Annotated in this window: 20 protein-coding genes; 5 read left to right on the top strand and 15 right to left on the bottom strand. The window is 60.8% G+C overall.

The features are described from left to right. Positions 1–1,030: 1,030 nt before the first annotated feature. The 12 genes from NX784_RS22515 to NX784_RS22460 all read right to left on the bottom strand — a co-directional run bounded on the left by NX784_RS22515 (position 1,031) and on the right by NX784_RS22460 (position 9,442). The gene (locus NX784_RS22515) at positions 1,031–1,345 is read right to left on the bottom strand and encodes a hypothetical protein (protein ID WP_258818928.1); all 315 of its coding nucleotides are present in this window, start codon (positions 1,343–1,345) and stop codon (positions 1,031–1,033) included. Positions 1,346–1,433: 88 nt separating this feature from the next. Beyond that, entirely contained in the window at positions 1,434–1,769 is a 336-nt protein-coding gene (locus NX784_RS22510) for a hypothetical protein (RefSeq protein WP_258818927.1), read from the bottom strand. Positions 1,770–1,976: 207 nt separating this feature from the next. Further along, positions 1,977–3,377 carry a sensor histidine kinase gene (locus NX784_RS22505; RefSeq protein ID WP_258818926.1) on the bottom strand — a complete coding sequence of 467 codons (1,401 nt, stop codon included), beginning with the start codon at positions 3,375–3,377 and terminating at the stop codon, positions 1,977–1,979. Continuing rightward, positions 3,353–4,018, bottom strand: a complete 666-nt coding sequence (locus NX784_RS22500) for a response regulator transcription factor (RefSeq protein ID WP_258818925.1) — start codon at positions 4,016–4,018, stop codon at positions 3,353–3,355. The genes NX784_RS22505 and NX784_RS22500 overlap by 25 nt, the downstream gene beginning before the upstream one ends. A gap of 22 nt (positions 4,019–4,040) precedes the next feature. Continuing rightward, complete coding sequence (locus NX784_RS22495; protein WP_258818924.1) at positions 4,041–4,799, bottom strand: COG4705 family protein; 759 nt, start codon at positions 4,797–4,799, stop codon at positions 4,041–4,043. 15 nt (positions 4,800–4,814) lie between these two features. Continuing rightward, positions 4,815–5,267 carry a hypothetical protein gene (locus NX784_RS22490; protein WP_258818923.1) on the bottom strand — a complete coding sequence of 151 codons (453 nt, stop codon included), beginning with the start codon at positions 5,265–5,267 and terminating at the stop codon, positions 4,815–4,817. A gap of 27 nt (positions 5,268–5,294) precedes the next feature. Further along, the gene (locus NX784_RS22485; protein WP_258818922.1) at positions 5,295–6,077 is read right to left on the bottom strand and encodes a COG4705 family protein; all 783 of its coding nucleotides are present in this window, start codon (positions 6,075–6,077) and stop codon (positions 5,295–5,297) included. Positions 6,078–6,146: 69 nt separating this feature from the next. After that, on the bottom strand, positions 6,147–6,743 hold the full coding sequence (locus NX784_RS22480; protein WP_258818921.1) for an undecaprenyl-diphosphatase: 597 nt from the start codon (positions 6,741–6,743) through the stop codon (positions 6,147–6,149). A 57-nt stretch (positions 6,744–6,800) separates the two neighbouring features. Then, positions 6,801–7,136, bottom strand: a complete 336-nt coding sequence (locus NX784_RS22475) for a PepSY domain-containing protein (protein ID WP_258818920.1) — start codon at positions 7,134–7,136, stop codon at positions 6,801–6,803. A 429-nt stretch (positions 7,137–7,565) separates the two neighbouring features. Beyond that, positions 7,566–8,264, bottom strand: a complete 699-nt coding sequence (locus NX784_RS22470) for a hypothetical protein (protein ID WP_258818919.1) — start codon at positions 8,262–8,264, stop codon at positions 7,566–7,568. A 1-nt stretch (position 8,265) separates the two neighbouring features. Next, complete coding sequence (locus tag NX784_RS22465) at positions 8,266–8,910, bottom strand: hypothetical protein (RefSeq protein WP_258818918.1); 645 nt, start codon at positions 8,908–8,910, stop codon at positions 8,266–8,268. A 16-nt stretch (positions 8,911–8,926) separates the two neighbouring features. Next, positions 8,927–9,442, bottom strand: a complete 516-nt coding sequence (locus tag NX784_RS22460) for a hypothetical protein (RefSeq protein WP_258818917.1) — start codon at positions 9,440–9,442, stop codon at positions 8,927–8,929. A 551-nt stretch (positions 9,443–9,993) separates the two neighbouring features. On the opposite strand from NX784_RS22460, the gene NX784_RS22455 reads away from it, so the two are divergent. The 5 genes from NX784_RS22455 to NX784_RS22435 all read left to right on the top strand — a co-directional run bounded on the left by NX784_RS22455 (position 9,994) and on the right by NX784_RS22435 (position 14,751). Continuing rightward, positions 9,994–10,560 (top strand): VTT domain-containing protein, encoded by a 567-nt coding sequence (locus NX784_RS22455; RefSeq protein ID WP_258818932.1) that lies wholly within the window; start codon positions 9,994–9,996, stop codon positions 10,558–10,560. A gap of 426 nt (positions 10,561–10,986) precedes the next feature. Next, positions 10,987–12,219, top strand: a complete 1,233-nt coding sequence (locus NX784_RS22450; RefSeq protein ID WP_307736094.1) for a DUF2252 domain-containing protein — start codon at positions 10,987–10,989, stop codon at positions 12,217–12,219. Between the two features lie 210 nt (positions 12,220–12,429). Next, positions 12,430–13,257 (top strand): alpha/beta hydrolase, encoded by an 828-nt coding sequence (locus NX784_RS22445; protein WP_258818916.1) that lies wholly within the window; start codon positions 12,430–12,432, stop codon positions 13,255–13,257. Positions 13,258–13,306: 49 nt separating this feature from the next. Then, on the top strand, positions 13,307–13,546 hold the full coding sequence (locus NX784_RS22440) for an acyl carrier protein (protein WP_258818915.1): 240 nt from the start codon (positions 13,307–13,309) through the stop codon (positions 13,544–13,546). Beyond that, on the top strand, positions 13,543–14,751 hold the full coding sequence (locus NX784_RS22435) for a beta-ketoacyl-[acyl-carrier-protein] synthase family protein (RefSeq protein ID WP_258818914.1): 1,209 nt from the start codon (positions 13,543–13,545) through the stop codon (positions 14,749–14,751). The genes NX784_RS22440 and NX784_RS22435 overlap by 4 nt, the downstream gene beginning before the upstream one ends. A 42-nt stretch (positions 14,752–14,793) precedes the next feature. Here the strand turns inward: NX784_RS22435 and NX784_RS22430 are convergent, their stop codons facing one another. From NX784_RS22430 to NX784_RS22420, 3 genes are read right to left on the bottom strand one after another with little or no spacing between them, the layout of a single operon-like run. Continuing rightward, positions 14,794–17,931 carry an efflux RND transporter permease subunit gene (locus NX784_RS22430; RefSeq protein ID WP_258818913.1) on the bottom strand — a complete coding sequence of 1,046 codons (3,138 nt, stop codon included), beginning with the start codon at positions 17,929–17,931 and terminating at the stop codon, positions 14,794–14,796. Beyond that, positions 17,921–19,069: an efflux RND transporter periplasmic adaptor subunit gene (locus NX784_RS22425; protein WP_258818912.1), complete on the bottom strand. Its 1,149-nt coding sequence runs from the start codon at positions 19,067–19,069 to the stop codon at positions 17,921–17,923. Before NX784_RS22425 ends, NX784_RS22430 begins: the two co-directional genes overlap by 11 nt. 13 nt (positions 19,070–19,082) lie before the next feature. Continuing rightward, complete coding sequence (locus tag NX784_RS22420) at positions 19,083–20,354, bottom strand: TolC family protein (RefSeq protein WP_258818911.1); 1,272 nt, start codon at positions 20,352–20,354, stop codon at positions 19,083–19,085. Positions 20,355–20,557: the final 203 nt, after the last annotated feature.

The following is a 20,557-nucleotide window of genomic DNA, read 5'->3' as shown; positions in this document are numbered from 1 at the left end:
GGCTTCCTTGGGCATACGGTAGTACCGCCTACCGGTTTTGCGACTGCTGACTTTGGATGACGTGAACGGCACACTTGCCTGTCGGGCACCCTGTTAACAAAACTGGCTGAACAAGCCGCCGAGGTTTTTAGGGCCAACAGGCGCGACTCTCATCGTGGCGCGGAGCAAGTCTCCAACAGACGCCGGATAGATTCGAGCAAGCCCACTCACATCCTAGCCAAGGAAAAGCAACTTGCAAAAAGGAGGGGGACCATAGATTTTGTTAGGCGTACATGGACATGTTCAAAATTAACCGCCGCGTTCGACGCAATCAAAAAGCACACGACACCGGTATTCCTTCTGATCTCGTTAGACTTGGATTGCAAATACAACGCGACACCGGAACTGTGAGCGCAATCGAGTACTTAAAATCAAACGGGTTTAGCCCAGACGTGATTCAACGCGTACTGTCCAGAACGGCGATTCGTGTGGAAGATTATCCACCAGCAGCATTGTAATACGCGAGCAGAACAACAAATCGGTCGATCTCGCCCTTGGGATCGCTGAGCAACCGGAACCCCACCTCGACAGCACGCTAGCCGCGGCTACGCTAGGTCGATTGTTGCCCCCGACAGGCTGGAACCACCCCGAAGCGGACCAATATGACTGACACCGAAGAGCTTATCGCATCCCATCCCAGTAGAGCCAAGCTGGCAAAACTACCTACATAGGCAAGCCAGACCATACCGGCGAAAGCACGAACCCTACCCGAAGTTTCGCTCCACGCGCGCCCACTCAAGACATACCAAAGGAACCGCACCCTGTAAAGCGTTAGATGTGGGGCATCCATTGGTTGACGACAGCAGAGCTGCTTTAATGGCAGGCCGGTGTCGACCCGAAGCGGCCTGTCGTACTCAACTAAAAGCGAATGCTTAGCGCCAGAGGCTTAACGAGTCCACCATTTACGTTCGATTCGGGTGCGAACGTCCGCATCAACCAAATCCCGGAAAGCGGAATTTCCGAGATGTTATTCCCGGCGTGACAGCGCCAACTAGTTGGTAGCTTCACACTTCTTCATAAAGGAAGACTTGGAAGCTCCAGCTAGCGGCTTACCGTTCTTGTCGACTGCTTTCGCAGCGCACGCGACTGCCTTGTCACCACTTGCGGCTGAAGCTTCGCACTTCTTCATGAATGCGTTTTTAGCCGCTCCTGCGAGAGGCTTGCCGTTCTTACTAACAGCTTTTACTTCGCAACCGGTAGCACCAGGTGCCGCCGTTGTATTTGTTGTTGAGGAAACTGAACTTTGCGCGACGGCCATGTTGGCGAAAAATAAAATACCAGCAAAAGACAAGAGAGATTTACTCATCACACGCTCCTTGAAAGTATTAAAGCAGCAGTCCAGTCAGAAAGTCTGCACTTTATCGTCACAAAACTTTCGCATCAACCAAAGGTACTTACTTCCTGTTCTTCAACTCCGCCATTGCAGCCGTCTCTTTCGCCTTGGCTTCTTTTTTACATGCCGATTTTTCCGCGCCCTTCATAGATTTGCAAGCCGCTAGCGCAGCCTTCTTATCAGCACGGATCTGCTTTTTCTCAGCTTTGATGTCCGCTTTACTGTCAGCCATCGGAGCCGCGATAGTACCGGCTGGCGTAGTTGTTGCCGGAGCAGTTATCGTCGAATGCGTTGCGGACACCGGCGTCGCTGTCGGGGCAGTACTCTGGCCAGCAGCGAGCGCTGCGCTGGAAGCCATCAATAACAAGACGCTTGCAATTTTCAGTTTCGATTTCATGAGTATCTCTCCGGTTGGTCCGCTAGTACGAGCAGCTTGCTCTCCGCCATAACGCCGGCTCAGACCGTCCGGTTGACCTACCGGTCTTGTCAGCGCACGCATAATGTCTGTCGGCGCAGCAATAGTCGCGTCTGCTGCAGCCAATCACCATAGCGCCGGTGATCGATTCCCGATACGTTGACCCTTTTTGCAGGGTATCCTGACGCCCTATCGGGGTACGGCCTTTCCAGACCGCTCTCGATCTGCATCGACTGGATCGCACCTCGGAAAGAGTACGGTGACCGTCAGACCGGTTTGCTTCTCCTGATCAGTGAAGCCAAGGCGGATTTCCGCGCCGATACGATTGGCAATCGTTCGGACGATGGAAAGCCCGAGGCCAGAGCCGGCCTGCTTGCTGCCCAACGTGCGGTAGAAAGGATCAAAAACGCGTTCGCGCTCGCATGCCGGGATACCTGGCCCAGTGTCCTTGACGCACAGTACGGCACACCCTGCGGTCATCCATACGGAAAGGTCGACCCGCCCTCCCTCCGGGGTGTAGCGGATGGCATTATCGACCAGGTTCCTGATCATGGCGAACATGTCCAGCTCGCCCACGCACACCTCGGCATCCTGTGCGCCTTCGACACCGATGTCGATGTTCTTGGCCTCGGCCAGCGGCATGAGGTCTTCCAGCACATGGCGGTAGACGCGTTGGACAGATACTGGCGACTTCGGCAAGTCGGCGGCCGCCTGCGCCCTGGCGAAGGTCAGGAGCTGATCCAGGAGGTTCTCGCCGCGCGCGATTCCTTGCCGCAGCACTGTCAGCCGCTCGCGTGCCAGGCCGGACATTTCCGCGTCTGCCAGACGCTCCGCCTGCAGCGATAGGGCCGTCAATGGCGAACGCAGCTCGTGCGCGGCATCCGCCACGAAGCGGCGCTGGGAGTCCATGGACTGGCCGACTCGGGCGAGCAGCCGATTGATCGCCACGGCGAATGGGCGTACCTCGACGGGAAAGTGGGAGTCTTCGACCGGGTGCAGTTCCTGTTCGGCGCGCTGATCGATTTCCCTGGAGAGCGCGGCGATAGGCCGGAACATCTTGCGCACCAAGTCGGCGACGATCAGCAGCAGCACCGGAACAAGGATCAGGAAGGGCATCACGGTGCGCAGCGCCCCGTCGCGGGCGATTTCGTTGCGGAAGCCGGATTCCTGAGCGACGGCGATGCGCTCGCCGGCTGCCGTGGTCTTGATCAGCACGCGGAAAGTCTCGCCACCCACTTCCAGCGTGTGCAATCCATCCGCCAATGTCACCGGGAGTGAGAGCACGCCTCCTGCGTCCACGCCTAACGTCGAAGGACTGACCTCACCCAAGCGCTGGACAATCACGCGCGATTCTTCATCAGTATTCTTGAGGGAAATACCGGCGATCGGCGCGTTCGGCGACAGCCGCTGACGATCCATGAGCTGTGCCACCTGGCGCAATACGTCGTCTTGCAGCTCGTGGGCCTCATCAAAGGCGGACAGGAACGAGAAGACGCCGGCCACGATGGCCACCACGAGGATGGCCAGCGATAGGGTAAAGGACAGCTTGAGCTGAACCGATTCGTTCAAACGTCTTTTGAGACCATCCATCCGATCCCCCTGACGTTCTTGATGACCTCGCTGCCGAGCTTGCGCCGCAGCGCATGGATCAGAAATTCGACAGCATTGCTTTCGACCTCTTCCCCCCAACCATAGATGCGATCCTCCAGCTCGCCGCGCGAGAGAATCGCACCCGGCCGAACCAGCAAGGCTTGCAGAAGCGAGAACTCACGGTTGGACAGTTGCACCGGGGGCGCACCGCCGACGCCGGCCTCTTTCGTGGCCGGATCGAGGGACACCACGCCATTGCTGAGAACGGGCGCTGCCGTGCCACCCTTGCGCCGTAAAACGGCTCGCATCCGAGCCAGCAGTTCCGCCATCTGAAAGGGTTTGGACACATAATCGTCGGCCCCGCCGTCCAGTCCGCGCAGGCGATCATCCAGACCGTCACGAGCCGTGATGATGAGCAGGGGAATCGGATTGTCCTTGGCGCGGATGCTGGCCAACACCTCCAACCCATCCTTGCCAGGCAGCCCCAGGTCGAGCAGCACAAGGTCGTAGTGCTGACAGCTAAGCGTCGTGAGAGCGGTTGGCCCGTCCTTCACCCAGTCGGCGGCGTAGGACGCATCCTTCAATGCTCCCTGGATCGCCTCGCCGATCATCGTATCGTCTTCGACCAGCAATACCCGCATTCCCCCTCCGTCCAATCGTTGTTCAATGCACCGTCCTGGCCGCCCGCTGCCTGAACAGCAGGATCGCAGTCAGCATGAAGGCCATCAGTGAGGCCGATGCCGAATAGCGGCTCAGCGCCAGACCGCCCGCGCTCGGTGGCTTGTCCAGAAAATCACCGACCACGGCACCCAGTGGGCGGGTCAGGATGAACGCCGCCCAGAACAGCAGCGTGCGGGACACGCTCGTCCAGTAGTAAGCCACCACGACCAGAGCGAGCGACCCGCCGAACACGACGGCCGCGCCGGCGTAGCCGAGGCCCGCCGTATCCGCAGTCCAGTCACCCAGCGCCGTGCCAAGCGTCTGGGAGAACATGATCGTCAGCCAGTAGAAGGCTTCCGCCTTGGGCGAGCTGACGGTGCTCACTGATACCGAGCCGAGGGTGCGATGCCAGATGAAAAGCGAACCGAGCAGCAAGGCCAGCAACAGACCCGAACCGCCAGCGTACCCGATGCCGAGCGAACGATCCGCAAAATCGGCCAGGGTCGTACCGACGGTGGTCGTGGCGACGATGGTGGTCCAGTACAGGAAGGGGTGGAAGGCCTTGGCCTTGACCTGTGCGACGACGGTCGCGAGGAAGATCACCGCGAAGATGCCTGTGCCGACCAGGTAGCCCAGGTGCATGGACATCGAGACGGCATCGCCGCCGGTTTCGCCGAGTGTCGTGGCAGCAATCTTGATGAGCCAAAAGCCCAGCGTGACTTCAGGCACCTTGGCCAGCGCGTGTTCAGTGGATGTGTTCATGATCACACTCACGGGTCAGGCCTTGCCTTCGAGCGTATCGAAGGTTTTCAACAGGGCTCCCATTGCAGCCTTGCAGTCGGCCTGGCTTGGCGTATCGGCGCGCAGCGCAGTCAACGCTTTGTCGATCGCTTTATCGAGCACATGCCAGTCGTCGGCTGCCCGTGTTTTCAATCCCGCCTCGGCCGCATCCCAGGCCACCTCCAAGTCTTTGATCCGGTTCTTGGCTGCGGGCAGATCACCCTTGTCAACGATGGCGGCGACGTCCGTGGCGATGCTGCGGAACGCGGACAGGTCGCCCAGTTTGGAGGCCGCTTTACCCTGCGGTGCCGAGGTGGTCGGGGCCGTAGTCGCAGGTGCCGTACTCGCGTTGCTCGGCCCGGACGACTTGGAACAACCGGCAGCCAGCGCCAGGAGTACGGCAGCCGACACAGCTGCCACAGGACGAAGGATTGACTGCTGCAATGACATGATTTCTCCTTGAGATTGGGAAGAGGTTTACTCGGCGCCTTGGGCAGAGCGGCTCCCGTTCATGCCGATCTGCGCGACGGCGACGAGCATGACGATGACCGAGAGGAACAGCGCACTGGTCCACATGGCCCCCATGCCGAGGCCGCCGTAGGTCTTGGCCTGTGTCAGCAGGTCGCCGAGGGCAGCCCCGTAGGGACGGGTCAGGACGTAGCCGATCCAGAACGTCAGCACGGCATTATTCCCCATACGCCACGCGGCATAGGTGATGCCGATCAGCGCACCGAACACGACCGCGCCCCAGGTAAAGCCCAGGCCCAATGCCTCGGTCGCCAGATCCCCAGCGGCGGTGCCAAGGGCAAATGTGCAGAGGACCGCGGCCCAATAGAACAGCTCGCGGCTACGTGTCACGATGTCGCGGATGGACAAGGTGCGTTCGACCCGATACCAGGCGAAAAAGATCATGGCGAGCGCCGCGGCGAACACCGAAGTGCTGATGTACAGGCTGATGCCCAGGCCATCGGTCAGCAGATCGGTGATCTGGGTGCCGACCACGCTGACGAGTACCACCGTCAGCCAATAAATCCACGGGGTATAGCGACGGGTGTGCAACTGTGCAAACAAGGCGGCTGCCAGCAAAGCGGCCATCACCGTACGAGTTATGCCTTGCCCGAGACCAGCGTTGACCGCCAGAAAGTCCGCCCCGGTCTCGCCCACCGTCGTGGACATGATCTTGATGATCCAGAACGACAACGTGATTTCCGGGACCTTGTTGAGCCAGCCTTCGGATCCGCTCATGGGCAATTTGTTCATGGTGTTCTCCTGCCGATGCGAAATGGTTTGGCAACAGTCTGACCGGGCTGCCTTAGCCCGGACATAGGCTTACTCGCGCACCCAGCCCAATGCGATCAATCTGCCGAAGATCCGCTGATGGATGCCGGTGGCGAACTGGTAGCCTGGCTCCAGATACCAGCGCGCTTCACGCAAGGTCAGCCAGGCACTGAGCGTAGCGACAGCGATGGCGCCGAGCATATCGAATGGGAAGTGCACTCCCAGGTAGATGCGCGCCCAGGCGATAAGGATACCCAACACGGCCAAAGCCTTGCCGGCGATTCGCAGATTCCGTTGCCATAAGAAACTGAAGGCAATCGCCCACCAGAGCGTCAGGTGGTCGCTGGGGAACGAGGAGTCGGCAACATGCGGAATGAGCGTGTGGCCCAGCCCGATCATGAAAGGCCGGGGATGCGACCAGACCAGGCCGATGAGTTGGTTGATGAGTAAGCCTAGCAATCCCGATGCGGTGGCAATAAGCATCGTCTTGCGGGTGGCCTCGCCGCCGCGCAGCCAGCCAATGCCGATCAGGAGCGGCGCCGCCCAGATGAGGTGCTCAGCAGAGAAGATGGCCAGCGCGAGCGTAAAAGCGCTGGGGTGCTCCGGTGCGTTGAGCCAAATAAATAATGTTTGGTCTAGTGATTCCATGAGGCCTCCGGGCTGGACCGTCCATCTGGGAGACGATCCAGCCATGCTGTCGGAAAATCAATCCTGCTTGTCGTGGTCGTCGTCGTGATCCGCCTTGTCCTCGGCGGACGAAATAACCGTGCCCTTGGCGGCATCGACCCTGACATCGAAGACCTTGGCTCCGCTGACAACCTCCACGTCGTAAACCCAGCCTTGCTTCGAGTTTTCGTATTCGGCGCGCGAGGCCTTGCCGTTCACATGCTGCTCGGCGACGGTCACAGCCTGGGTAAGCGGTATCTTGGCTTTGGTGATCGCCAGGGCGTCGTTTTCCATGCCGCCCTTCGCGGCATAGGCGACAGTGCCGATCGCAACGATGGCGATGGCCAGCAGGGAATGTTTGGTGTAGCGGTACATGATGCTTCTCCAGAAAAGTGCAAGAATTTGCACAGTGGACAAGCTACACAGGCAGACTTAGCTCGTACTGAGCCGGATCCTCGCGTCATTATTTGAATCGTGCGGCCGGACCGTCCCGTTAAACTTGGGCCTGTCTTTCACGTACACGGGAACCACTTTGACGAATGACATGGCCCAGACAGCTTTGAGCTGGATCTTGCACCTTGATACCAAACTGGCGGGGATGACGGCAGCGCATGGCGCATGGGTGTACGCAACTTACCCCCCAAGTTTTCCAAAAATGGACAGTCTGAAAGCGCTCCGCGAAACGGGCGCGCTGTCGAGTTGTATATTACGAAGCGGTTTTGACCGCCTTGTATACAAAGACATTGGTAGAGATGGTTGAGCAATCGTTGTTTCTCTCAACCATCATCTGAACGGCCGACTCAACTATCCCTTTGTTTTGTCCAAAGCAAGCTGAGCTATACTAATAATTTCCTTTGGTGACATACTAGGCTTGTTATTCCTACCGAGCAAATCGTTTATATAAAGTTCATATGAAACACCGTCCTTCCACCAAGTTAGCTTCCACAATACCTTTGCAGATTTTTCAGCCTGCGAAAGTGTCAACGCGGCAGGTACTCCTTGGACCGTTTGGTTAAGAAAATCCTCAAATACGGTTATCGTTGCGCCTGCCTTCTTATAGTTCCAAACAGTGAACGTCACGTCAAAAGTCTTGTATTGAAACTGCCAATCTGTGCGGAAATCGTCTTCTTTAAGTGTACCGATGAGTTTCAAACTGTCGTCAGTCGCAGGCTTTGAACGACTAGTTTGCGATTTTAGAAAGCGAGGGTGATTCGCAAAAGATGATGGGAGATCGATCGTTTCAGTTGAGCCTCCAATCTTCAAATATCCTTCCGGCGTTTTTTCTGTACCTTTCAGAACTGATTTTCTTTGATCGTCAGTGATATCTCTTTTCCGGATAATCCGATCATGTCGGACTTCGCCGTCAATTTGAGCAGGAAAAATCAATGGCCGGGCGCTACTCTCAAGGGGATCCACTTTCGCCCCCTGATATGCGTTTGTGGTCTGCGCAGCACTGATAGCTGTTGTGCCCATGAGGGCTAGTGTTATGAGGGTGTTTTTCATCTTATCGATCAAAAATAGCAAAGCCCCAGGTTGTTAGATTGCAATCTTGAGAGTTGGTTTCTCCCAAATCAACCTGAACGCCGGCGCGAGGGTCATAGTAAAAATGTCTGCCTTTCACTAAAAAGAGTTCCGGACTTACTGGTTCATCGGGGTCACTTACATCCCACCATTTTACCAAAATATGCGGATCTCCAGCTCTCGCGCTATACCACGGTGTAGGCCCGCGGTTTGCTAAGGCAGGTGAAAATTTCGGGTCATTTTGTATTTCTTTACGAATTTGCTCAACCGACCAGTTAGATCGATATACCTTGGCAACATTAAATCTGGTGGGGTCGCCATAATTAGGGTTGCCTTTCACGTACAGCTGACTTTTGGCGATCAGATAATAGCGTACTTGAAAATAGTCGGTGGTTATGGATTCGTGTATCCAGTAAAATGGCTGATCATTAGGCCGTTCGTATAAACTGGCAAGTTCTGTTGGAGCACCTGCTAAAAGAAAAAAAGTGTTCGCTATGACTTTTATTTGCGTCGTTGGAATTTGGTCAAACCTGCAAGACCTACTGAACATGCCTGGGTTATTCGCGAAGGCGCTTTGCGAGGCAAGTATCGCTGCCGTGGAAAGTGCAAAAACTATTGAATTTTTCATAAATTCTTCTTGCATATTAAAGCGACTGTGGCATAACCGGATCGGGAATGCTGCCGGGACGGGTTCCTGGGAAAGTATACGACGTCATAGCGTTATTAACGGGAAGGGGCGAGGGATCGTCTCCCAGTTGCCAAATAAATTTAGGATTCAACAAAGGCGGTTGGCCCGCCCATATAATCATGTTTCCAGAATCCAATAAGGTAAGTGCAGGAGGATGCTGGCAAGGGCAAGCTCCATTCGTTTTCGTGCTCCATACAACTTTTCCAGTGGGTGTAACCTCAACCAAGTTGCCGTCTACAGCCATAAGTAAAATTGTTCCTGTTCCTCCATTAGCAAAGGTGCGCACCGTGGATCCATCTTGCCGTAATAAGACCAGCGTTCCGCCGCTTTGCATCGAAAGCAGGTATGCCCCTGAGGCGGACATTAAAAACGCGCCAGAAGCAAGCGCCTGACCCGCTTCCAAGCGGTCTTCGGCCAAACAAGTTGACGAAAAAATAGCTGCCCCTAGCAAAAAAGCAAGTTTTTTACTCAATTTTTCTCCCCTAGACAATTAGAACTCAATGACGTATCAAATATGCTTCCGCGATAAAATTTCATGGTTGCCTGAAGCTAACTACGACATCTGAACTCGTGCAGCTAGCCTTATGCTAACAGTAATTTTTGTGTGAAATCTATCGAATTATAACGCTACATATTTTTACAATTCTTGAGTTGTCGCATCTGCCGTAAACATTTATTAGCCTAGCAATGTGGCAAATGAGAAATGAAAGTAGAGCGATAGTCGAGGAGACGATCGTCTATAACTGGTGCAACAAATCGAACCGTACTAAAGCCCCTGATATGTTTGCGATAGCGGTTTTCGGCGTTGTCCATTGCCCGGCGTAGAAAATGGACGCCAGCAGCGATTAATGTCCATTGCAAGCTGTACAGTAGCGCATACAAGGCAGCCACCAGGAGATCGCGGAATCGACCGCCGACATGGGAAACGGCGCAACAGGCTTTGACGAAATGCGAGCGATGTGGAGACGAGTCCATTTCTTGAGAACTCGTCCGGTCTCGATAACCAGGTAAAACTTGGATGTAGTGATCATCTTCGCTTTCATCTTCGTCGAGACCGGGGTCGTCGTGCTGCCTTTCCTGCCGGGCGATTCGTTACTTTTCGTGGCGGGCACGCTGGCCGCCGGCGGGGCGCTGCATCTGGCACTTCTACTTGCTGCGGTCGTGGCCGCTGCGATCGGCGGCGACATGGCAAACTTCGCGATGGGGACGATGTTGCGTAAGCACTTGGCTGGGGGCACGGGTGAGCGTCGCTTCATCAACCAGGACCATTTGACGCGCACGCAAAAATTTTTTCAGCGTCGCGGACCGCGGACGATCATCCTGGCTCGCTTCGTACCTGTGGTGCGGACCTTTGCGCCGTTCGTGGCGGCGCTCGGTAACATGCACTTTGGGCGCTTCATTACCTACAACGTGTGCGGCGGCATACTTTGGGCCGTGCTGCTGGTCGGCGGCGGGTATGAATTGGGAAACGTCGCATGGATACACGCGCATCTTTCAGCGGTATTGCTTGGCGTCGTTGTCCTGTCTATCCTGCCAGGCCTGATCAGCTGGGCACGGCAGCGATTTGCAAAGCCAAACCCGACGCGATGAGAGATCGATGCATTTTGCTGTTCAATCAGCAACTTTTCCACCGAATAAATCCGGCCACACCCTTGGACCTGATCAGCGGCGGCGTCCGTTAGACAGCGTTGATCACATTGCCGGCGGCAGGCTGAAGGTTGCGATTGGAGCCCCCCCTGATCCACCAGCAGATGGTGTTTGCAGCAAGCTTCCCACGAATAGCTGGGTTTCGGCCGAATGTGCTCGCCACGAGCCAGTGCGGCGCGTAGGACCGCACTTGCCGGAAGGCCCTTTGGTGCTGCCAACGGGCGGCGCGCGAATGCCTGAAGCGTATTAATTTTTGGAAAGGGTCATTGATCAGCTACGCATCGTTTGACATGATCGAGGTTTGCATCTCGTGGTGGCTCAATGCGACACCCGGGTCGACGTCCGGCCGATGGGAGATAGGAAAAACTGATGAACATCGTCAAGCGTATCCAGCGGGCGAACCTTGGCCGCGAGCCCGAACGTCTCGTCATGAAATATCGCCTACTGCGCGATAATGCTTTTTCGTTCTTTCGCGGCACCTGCCACCTGTTCTATGACCGGCTGGCGGAATCCGGCTTTGACGTCGATGCACCGTCGGCCTGGTGTTGCGGCGACCTGCACCTTGAAAATTTTGGCAGCTACAAGGGCGACAATCGTCTCGTCTACTTCGATATCAATGATTTCGACGAAGCCGCGCTGGCACCTTTTACCTGGGAACTCGTACGCCTGTGTTCCAGCCTGCATGTCGGGCTCGATGCGCTGGGCCTGGACAAGGAAGCCGCAGGCGCGGCGGTCGCTCGGCTGGTCGGCGCATATGGACAGGCGCTGGTCTGTGGCAAGGCACGATGGATCGAGCGCGACGCAGCGCGTGGCGTAGTTCGCCATCTCCTGGATCAGTTGCGTGACCGCACACGCGTGGCGTACCTGGACAGCCGCACCCGGCTGGCACGGCGCCGCCGGCGCCTCCTGACCGACGGCCGGCGCGCACTCGCGATACCTCCTGCGGAACGCGAAATCGTGGCTGCGACCGTGCATCGCTTCGGGGCAGCCCAGGAGAATCCGGAATTCTTCCGCGTCCTCGACGTCGCCCGCCGGATCGCGGGTACGGGCAGCTTGGGCCTGAGCCGCTATGTCGTACTGGTCGAAGGACGAGGCTCTCCAGATGGTAATTATCTGTTCGACCTGAAGCAGATGCAGTCATCATCGCTAGGGCGCCAGTTCCCGAAGCTCCAGCCGCGTTGGGGCGACGAAGCCAAGCGGGTGACCAGCATCCAGCAGCGCATGCAGGCAGTCTCCGCCGCGGCTCTGCATCCGCTCATACATGCCGGCGAGGCGTTTGTGCTTCGCTCCCTGCAGCCCAGCGAGGATCGTTTGCCTTTCGACCATATTTGCACCCAACGCGAGCTGTTCGACGGCGCGCTCGACATGATGGGCCAGTGTCTGGCCTGGGCGCAACTGCGCAGCAGCGGTCGTCAGCAGTCCGCGACGGCGGACGCCCTGATTGCCTTTGCCGGCCGCAAGAAATGGCGCCGCCAAGTCGCGGAGGCGGCGGCCAGGATGGCTACCCAAGTAGCGGCCGACTGGCAGACCTATGCCACCGCCTACGACGCGGGCCAGTTCGTCCCGCTGCAGATCCCGGTGACACACGCGGTGCACGAATGAGCGCTCTGCCGGGCGCCCGCAGCGGCCCGTTGGCCTGCAGGCGGCCGCCTGCCCTTCAATCTCATTGAATCGAGTCGCGCACCGGCGCGTAGCATTACAAATCCGTAATGATAAACCTCCTTGCGACGAATTCCATCCGCTATGCGATCTGCGATACTGTGTTGAGAATGTTGGCATCTCGCCAACACCGCAACAATCTGACGTCGTCGAATGAGATCACCGGAAAATCTTTCGCTTGCCAAACTCTTGTTATTTCACGGCTTGGTCTCCTCGCCGCAAGAGTTCGGGCTGATCGCGCACTCCATTCGTAACAAAGGCTTACCGTACGAAGCGGTAACGGTGCCGGGGTACACCCTTGCGAGCGGACTTGTACCCGACTGGCGACACTGGCTTACCGCTGCGACCAGCGTCCTCGATACCGAGGCGCCAGGCAACGCTCCAGTGGTACTCGGCGGGTTATGCATGGGCGGTGTCCTGGCCGCCGCGCTGGCGCTCCGAGCGCCTGAGCGAGTTGCAGGGCTGGTGCTGATGTCACCGAGCTTCGAGTTTGACGGTTGGGGGGTGTCTCCCCTTCGTCATTTGCGCAACATCGGGTACTGGACTGGACTGGACCGCTTTTTTTCCGTGGCCGAGCGTGAGCCGTATGGCGTAAAGAACGCGCGGATCCGTGAATGGATCGCACGTGAGCTCCACGAACGACACCAGTCGGCAGCAGGCCCGGCACGTATACCGCTGCGCGCATTACGCGAGGCCGAGCGCATGGTAAGAGTTGTCAGGGCTCGTTTGCACGAACTGACCTGCCCCATATTGATGATCCATGCACGCGAGGACGAGATCAGCAGCCTCGGCGGTGTCAGGCGCCTGTTTGACGCGTTACCACAGATCGACAAGGAACTTGTCGTCCTGGAAAACAGCTATCACATGATCACTATCGATAACGAGCGTCAGCAGATCCCCGCCCTGCTCGACCGGTTTTGCCGGCGCGTCTCGGCCGAAGTCGTTGTTGCCTCGAGGGGCGAGCCGGTGCTCGTCCTTTAGAAAAATGCGCGCCGATCCGTATCACCAGAACATCTTTTCGAATTCTAAAATGACTACACTAGACCAACTCACGCAGCTGCTTCAGGACAAGTTCGACATCGACAAGACGTCGCTTTTACCCGACCGTCCTTTGGCCGAATACGGACTGGACTCTCTGGCACTGGCCGAACTGCTCTTCACGATCGAAGAGGAGTTCGACGTCAAGTTTCCCGATCGGCCGGAAAACATCGATACGCTGGCGGAACTTTCGGCGGCAATCAACGACCTGCGGCTGTCCCAGCAAGCATGAAACGCAGGATTGCGATCACTGGCATCGGACTGGTGTCGCCACACGGCAATAACCCGATGGATGTCTTCGATGCCTTGCTCGCCGGTCGCTCGGCTGTCACGCTGTGGGAGGCTGACAACGCACCAGCGACCCCGGTGGCACGAGCGCCTTTCGACGCATCTCGCTGGTTCACACGGCTGCAACTGGCTGGCGTGGACAGGGTCAGCCAGATCGCCGTAGCGGCTGCACAAATGGCACGCGACGATTCTGGAATGAGTGTTCTTGACGCGTCGACTGGCGTGTATGTCGGTACCGGCATGGGGGGCGCCGCGGCAGTCGAAGAATCGTTCCGCAGTCATTACGAATCCGGCCGCGTGCCGCCATTGTCGGTGCCCGCCTTCATGCCAAACGCGCCGGCGGCACACGTGGCAATGCGCGAAAAACTCCATGGTCCGGTATACACCTACTCCGTCGCGTGCGCGTCATCGGCCATTGCACTTGCCGAAGCCGCCAAAGCGATCGCATACGGCGAGATCGATTGCGCAATCGCGGGTGGGGCTGAAGCACTGCTGGTCCCAGGGGCGATCCGAGCCTGGCATGCATTGCAAACTCTCGCCCGGGTCGATGACGAGCCCTCGCGTGCGTGCCGTCCGTTCAGCAGCGATCGTACCGGACTAGTCCTCGGCGAGGGAGCGGGCTTTGTGGTACTCGAGCCTTACGATGACGCCCTTGCCCGCGGCGCACGCATCTATGCGGAATTCGCCGGGAGCGGTGTCTCGTGCGACGCAAACCACCTTACCAAACCTGACGCTGGCGGACAGGTCAAGGCCATGACGAAAGCCTTGCTCAACAGCGGCCTCACCCCCCGCGACATTGGCTACTGCAACGCGCATGGCACCGCGACACGCATCGGCGACGTGGTGGAGTGCACGGCGCTCGAACGCGTCTGGGGCGATACGATTGGCAGCCTCGCAGTGAGCTCGACGAAATCCATGCATGGGCACCTGCTGGGTGCCGCAGGGGCGCTCGAAGCCATCGTCACCGTGTTGGCGATATACCGCGGCGCGATACCGCCCAATATGCATTGCGAGCAGCAAGACCCCGACTGCAAGGTCACACTGGTGCGCCATCCCGGCCACGTGGCGCCGGCACTCCATGCCGCGATCAGCAACTCGTTCGCATTCGGCGGAACAAACACCACTTTGGTTTTCAAGCGCGCGGCTTAGCACCGGGAACCGCCTGGCCCCCGAGTCCAGGCCGGACAACCCTCAGTGTACGCATTCGCGTGCACCATCCGCGTCGATGGCGGCACCTTCATTCTTCGGATGGGGATGCGCAGGCGCCGCCCCGCGCGCCGCGAACCACGGGTAGGCCAGCGGCAGCAGCAACAACGTGAACACGGTGGCCGACACGACGCCTCCCACGATGACGACCGCGAAGGGCCGCTGCGTTTCTGAACCGACGCCGTGCGACATGGCGGCTGGAAGCAGGCCGAGGCCTGCCATCAGCGCTGTCATGAGGATCGGCCGCAGGCGCGCCACGGCGCCGTCGACGGCACTGTCCCACGGGGACTGGCCCGTTTGCGCCGCCTCGACGATCTGTTCGACCATGATCACGCCGTTCTGCACGGAGATGCCAGCCACGGCGATCAGCCCGACGGCCGCCGAGATCGAGAAGTGCAGCCCGGCCAGCGCGAGGCCGGCCACGGCGCCGACGAGCGTGAACGGCACGATCGCCAGCACGAGCAGGGCGCGCGCCATCGAGCGGAACGCGCCGAACAGCAGGGCGAAGATGAGGAAGGCCGTGAGCGGCACGATCACGCGCAGCCGGCGGGCGGCGCGCTGCTGGTTTTCGAACTGCCCGCCCCAGGCGATCTGGTAGCCCGGCGGCAGATGCACCTGCTCGGCAACCTTGGCCTGCGCCTCCGCGACGAAGCTGCCCTGGTCGCGGCCCAGCAGGTTGGCTTTCACCGATGCGTTGCGCTGGCCGTCCTCGCGCGCGATGCGAGCGGCGCCCTGGCGCGTTTCGATGCGTGCGACGTCCGCGAGGCGCACGCTGCCCGCCCCGCCGGGCAGGCCGATCTGCAGGGCCCCGATGCTGTCCAGCGAAGTGCGGTCCTTTTCCGCCAGGCGCAGCGTGAGGTCGAAGCGGCGGTCGCCTTCATAGTATTGGCTGACGGCGATGCCGCCAAGTGCGGCCTGGATCGCCGCGTTGACGTCGCCCACGTTCAGGCCAAGGCGGGCGGCGCGGTCACGGTCGACGGCGATATCGAGCTCGCTCTGGCCGCCGATGCGCACGGCTTCCACATCGGCCGCGCCCGGAATCGTGCGCAGGATGGCCGCGATGCGGTCTCCGGTGCGGCCGAGCACCGCCAGGTCCGGTCCGTAGATCTTGATGGCGATTTCGCCCTTCACGCCGGACAGCGCTTCTTCCACGTTGTCTTCGATGACCTGTGAAAAATTGGTCGGTACGCCAGGCAGCGCGTGGATGCGGCGCGCGATGTCCGCCACCAGTGCGTCCTTGTCGGGGAACGACCAATCCGTGCGCGGATTCAGGTCGGCCAGGATCTCGATGTTGTTCGGGCCTTTAGGGTCGGTGCCGTCGTCGGGTCGGCCCACGTGCGACACGACGTTGCCCACCTCGCGGTAGCGCTGCAGGATCGCGCGCACGCGGTTCTCGACGGCGCGCGTGTTTTCCAAGGCGCTCGACGTCGGCAATTCGATAGTCAGCCACAGGTTGCCTTCGTCCAGCTTGGGCAGGAATTCGCTGCCGAGCAGCGGCGTGAGCAGCACCGTCAGCGCCAGCAGCGCGGCCGAGACGCCGAACACAGCGCGTCGGTGCGCGCGGGCGCGCCGCAGCAGGCGTTCGTACGCGGCCTGCAGGCGCGGCAGCCACGTGTTCGGACGCTCGCGCAGCGGCTGCACACGCTGGGCCCACGCGAGCAGCGCCGGCATCAGGGTCATCGTGAGCAGCAGCGCGCCCAGCATCGCGAAGCTCAGCGTAAACGCGACGGGCGCGAATATCTTGCCCTCCACGCGCTGGAACGTGTAGATGGGGATGAAGGCGACGATGATGATCGCCTTGGCGAACAGGATCGGGCGGCCCAGCGCCAGCAGCGTCTCCTTGATCGTGGCCTCGGCTGGACGCGGACGTGCCGCGTGCGACTGGAGGTGCAGGCGCACGAGCAGGGCCTCGACCAGCACGACGGCGCTGTCGATGATGATGCCGAAGTCGACAGCACCCAGCGAGATCAGGTTCGCGGGAATACCGCGCGCGTCCAGCACGATGAACGCGCACAGAAGCGACAGCGGAATCACGGCGGCCACGATCAGCGCTGCGCGCCAGTTGCCGAGGAAGACGACAAGGATCGCGATCACGAGCGCGGCGCCAAGCGCAAGGTTTTCCGCGACCGTACGCACCGTATGACCAATGAGGTCGCTGCGATCGTAGATCGTACGGATGCGCACACCCGACGGCAACTTGCGCCCCTGGGCGTCGACGGCGGCGCGCACGGCGGCCACGACCTTCGATGCGTTCGCGCCCTTCGTCATCTGCACGATGCCCTCGACGACGCTGCCCTGCTGGTTGAACGCGACGACGCCGGAGCGCGGCCGGTGACCGATAGTGACCTCGCCGACGTCGCCCACGAGCACCGTGCGGCCGTTGCTGGCGGTGACAACGGTGCGGCCGATGTCGTCGATGCGGTCGAAGATGCCGATGCCGCGCACGACGAGCGCCTCGTCGCCGCGCTTGACGAGGCCACCGCCTGTGTTGGCGCTGGCGTTCGTCAGTGCCTGGCGCACCTGGTCCAGCGTGACGCCGTAGCGGTTGAGCAGCAGCGGGTCGACCCGCACCTGGTATTCCTTGACGGTGCCCCCGAAGCTGACGACGTCGGCCACGCCGGGCACGGCGCGCAGCGCAGGACGCAGCACCCAGTCCTGCAGCGCGCGCACCTCGCTCTCGTCCATGCCGGGCGCTTCCACCACGTAGCGGTAGATCTCGCCGACCGCGGTGGACAGCGGCGCCAGCGACGGCTGCACACCGGGCGGCAGCACGACGTTCTGCAGCCGCTCGGTCACCTGCTGGCGCGCGAAATAATCGTCAGTGCCGTCGGCGAACGTCAGCGTCACGACGGACAGCGCGCCGATGCTCACGGAACGCAGCTGCGTCTGGCGCGGAACACCCGCCAGTTCCCGTTCGATGGGCAGCGTGACGACCCGTTCCACTTCCTCGGCCGCCTGGCCGGGCAACTGCGTCACCACCTGCACCTGCACGTCCTGTACGTCGGGGAACGCTTCGATGGGCAGGTCGTCCAGGGCATGCCAGCCGACGGCAGCGAGGCAGCCGGTCAGGAACAACACAAGCACGCGCTGCGCGAGGACGGCGTCGATCAGCCTAGCCAGCATGGTTCTCGCCTTCCGCATTCAGCAGCAGGGCACCTTCCGTCACGATGCGTTCGCGCGGACGCAGGCCGGCATCGACGAAGGAGCGTTGCGCGCCACCCAGCGCCACGTGCACGCGCCGTTTTTCGAACGTGCCGGCGGCGCGCTGGACATAGACATAGGTATCGTCGCCGTCCGTGAACAGCGCGGTGTTAGGCAGCGCCAGCGCATTGGCCGCACCGCCGTCCTGCAGGAAGGCGATGCGCGCGAACATGTCCGGTTTCAGGCGGCCGTCCGCGTTGTCCAGGGCGCAGCGCACCTGCACGCGGCGCGTGACCGGATCGACGGCAACGCCGATGCGGTCGATCGTGCCGCGCATGGCCTGGCCCGGCCAAGCGTCCGTCGCGACGGAGACGGCTTGCCCCCGCTTCAGCCCCGCAGCCACGCGCTCGGGCACGTCGGCGATGGCCCAGACGTGACGCAGGTCGCTGATGACCAGAAGGGGATTCGGCTGGTCCGGCCGCACTTCCTGCCCTACATTAATCTGCTTGTCGGCGACGATGCCCGCGATCGGCGCGCGCAGCCCGAAGCGGCCGTCGACGGCTGCGCGCGCGTGCAGATTCGCGATGCGCTGGCGCGCGCGCCGTGCCTCGGCGTCAGCCTGGCGGTAGTCCGCGTCGGCGCTTTCGTAATCCTTGCGCGCGAGGACGTCGGCGTCGAGCAGCATACGGGCGCGGGCCAGCGCCAGGCGCTTGCGCTCCTCGTCGGCGTCGGCCTTGCGCGCATCGGCCTGCGCAGCGGCCAGCTCGGGCGAATCGAGTTCGGCGAGCAGGTCGCCGGCGCGTACGCTGTCGCCGATCTCCACGCGCTGGCCCGTCACGCGCCCCAGGACGGGCGACGCGATGCGACTCGTACGCGTCTCGTCGTAGGCGATGCGGCCGGCGACCGGCTCCGCCACCGGCAGCATGCCGGCGTCCACAGTCGCGATCTTCAGATAGGACAGCCGGGGATCGTCTGCAGCGAACGCGATCGGGCCTTCGACAGTCCGTGTACGCGGCGCTGGCGCTACGGGCTGCGTGGAGTGGCTGCGCCAGGTCCAACAGGCGCCAGCGATTGCGGTAAGCAGCAGGCCGCTTGCGGCGGCATACGTCAGGGTCTTCATGGTTGCAGGCTCATCAAGTGGGATTTCGGGGCAACACTGCTTCCAACGCCGCCACGGCCTTGGCAAAGTCGGCGCGCGCGGCAAGCGCGTCCAACTGGGCGGCACGCCACGCGCGGCGCACGTCTAACACGTCCATGACGCCGAGCGCACCGTGGGCGAACGCAAATTCGGCATCGTCAGCGGCTTTGCGCGTGGCGGGCAGGATGTCGCGGTCGTAGCGCGCGACCCTCCGCGCCGCAGCCTCGACCTGCGCGCGGGCGCGCGCCACGTCGGCGCGGGCGGCCTGGCGGGCCTTGTCGAGGTTTTCGTGCGCCGCATCGAGCGCCGACTCGGCACTGCGAATCTCACCCTGCATCGTGTAGCGCACAAACAGCGGTACCTGCACAGCGATGCCAACGCTGTTGCCGCTCCCTTGCGGATTGGCTGTACTGGCTGGATAGTGTTCAAACTGCACGCCGACCGTGACGTCGCGCGTGCGGCCCGCCCGAGCCAGATCGCGTGACGCTTCGGCGGCCCGGACGCGTGCGAGCGCAGCCTGTACGTCCGGACGCGCGTCGACAAGCGCCGCGTCGTCGGCGACTCGTGCCGGGAGCGTGTCCGGCCAAGGCCCAGTTGCGCTGAGGCTGACCGCGCTGTCCTGGCCGAGCAGGAGCGCAAGCGCACGTTTCGCTTCGTCGAGGGCGGAGGCCGCATCGTCCGCATCGTTGCGCGCACGTAGCGCATCGATTCGCAACCGTGCACTGTCACTGCCCGCCAGGTCCCCGGCCTTGTGGCGCTGTTCCGCCGCAGCCACCGCCTTCTCCGCCAACATGGCCGCATCGGCGCTGATCGATTGACGCTCCTGGGCCGCAAGTAGGTCGTAGTAAGCCGCAGCGACATCGCGGCGCAACTGGCGACGCGCGTCATCGAGGTCGGCACGCGCCGCGTCCTGGAGCCGAACGGCGGCTGCCGTACGAAGGCCGCGTTTGCCGCCGCGTTCGATCACCTGGTCGATGCGCACGGTACTGTCAACGGTCTTGCTACGCAAGGTGCCCGCGCCGATGCCGGCCGCGGGATTGATATTCATGGTCTGCAGCGTCAAGATCGGGTTGGGAGCCGCCGCTGCACTTGTCACTGCGGCCCCCGCGCTGTCTACGCCGATGGCGGCAAGCTTCAAGTCCCGATTGTGCTGCTCGGCCAGCGAGATCGCCTGCTCCAGTCGAAGCACTTGGGCGTTCGCGGATGCAGCCAGCAGGGAGATGAGCAGCACCGGCGCGAGCCGGAGACGTAAAATCGACGGCATCATCAAACCTTAAGGTGCGACGGGTTCCGCGAGCACGCGTTCGACGCGTGCCATACGCTTTTCCGCGCAATTTGCTGGCCACAGCTCGACCTCGTCACCAACGTGTGCTTCGACATTGCTGGGCAGTGCGGCCACCACCGTATGATGCAGACGTGTGCCACGGTACCTCACCTTCGCGAAGCGCTGAGGTGCGTCCACGCCATCGG

Source organism: Massilia pinisoli, assembly GCF_024753285.1.
Taxonomy (GTDB): domain Bacteria; phylum Pseudomonadota; class Gammaproteobacteria; order Burkholderiales; family Burkholderiaceae_D; genus Telluria; species Telluria pinisoli.
The sequence above is the reverse complement of the archived record's forward strand: the minus strand, read 5'-3'. Positions and strand labels throughout refer to the sequence as shown.

Bases quoted from the DNA above. Each gene is read 5' to 3' on its own strand.
- NX784_RS22515 (WP_258818928.1), bottom strand. From the start codon at position 1,345: ATGAGTAAATCTCTCTTGTCTTTTGCTGGTATTTTATTTTTCGCCAAC.
- NX784_RS22510 (WP_258818927.1), bottom strand. From the start codon at position 1,769: ATGAAATCGAAACTGAAAATTGCAAGCGTCTTGTTATTGATGGCTTCC.
- NX784_RS22505 (WP_258818926.1), bottom strand. From the start codon at position 3,377: ATGGATGGTCTCAAAAGACGTTTGAACGAATCGGTTCAGCTCAAGCTG.
- NX784_RS22500 (WP_258818925.1), bottom strand. From the start codon at position 4,018: ATGCGGGTATTGCTGGTCGAAGACGATACGATGATCGGCGAGGCGATC.
- NX784_RS22495 (WP_258818924.1), bottom strand. From the start codon at position 4,799: ATGAACACATCCACTGAACACGCGCTGGCCAAGGTGCCTGAAGTCACG.
- NX784_RS22490 (WP_258818923.1), bottom strand. From the start codon at position 5,267: ATGTCATTGCAGCAGTCAATCCTTCGTCCTGTGGCAGCTGTGTCGGCT.
- NX784_RS22485 (WP_258818922.1), bottom strand. From the start codon at position 6,077: ATGAACAAATTGCCCATGAGCGGATCCGAAGGCTGGCTCAACAAGGTC.
- NX784_RS22480 (WP_258818921.1), bottom strand. From the start codon at position 6,743: ATGGAATCACTAGACCAAACATTATTTATTTGGCTCAACGCACCGGAG.
- NX784_RS22475 (WP_258818920.1), bottom strand. From the start codon at position 7,136: ATGTACCGCTACACCAAACATTCCCTGCTGGCCATCGCCATCGTTGCG.
- NX784_RS22470 (WP_258818919.1), bottom strand. From the start codon at position 8,264: ATGAAAAACACCCTCATAACACTAGCCCTCATGGGCACAACAGCTATC.
- NX784_RS22465 (WP_258818918.1), bottom strand. From the start codon at position 8,910: ATGAAAAATTCAATAGTTTTTGCACTTTCCACGGCAGCGATACTTGCC.
- NX784_RS22450 (WP_307736094.1), top strand. From the start codon at position 10,987: ATGAACATCGTCAAGCGTATCCAGCGGGCGAACCTTGGCCGCGAGCCC.
- NX784_RS22445 (WP_258818916.1), top strand. From the start codon at position 12,430: ATGAGATCACCGGAAAATCTTTCGCTTGCCAAACTCTTGTTATTTCAC.
- NX784_RS22440 (WP_258818915.1), top strand. From the start codon at position 13,307: ATGACTACACTAGACCAACTCACGCAGCTGCTTCAGGACAAGTTCGAC.
- NX784_RS22435 (WP_258818914.1), top strand. From the start codon at position 13,543: ATGAAACGCAGGATTGCGATCACTGGCATCGGACTGGTGTCGCCACAC.
- NX784_RS22430 (WP_258818913.1), bottom strand. From the start codon at position 17,931: ATGCTGGCTAGGCTGATCGACGCCGTCCTCGCGCAGCGCGTGCTTGTG.
- NX784_RS22425 (WP_258818912.1), bottom strand. From the start codon at position 19,069: ATGAAGACCCTGACGTATGCCGCCGCAAGCGGCCTGCTGCTTACCGCA.
- NX784_RS22420 (WP_258818911.1), bottom strand. From the start codon at position 20,354: ATGATGCCGTCGATTTTACGTCTCCGGCTCGCGCCGGTGCTGCTCATC.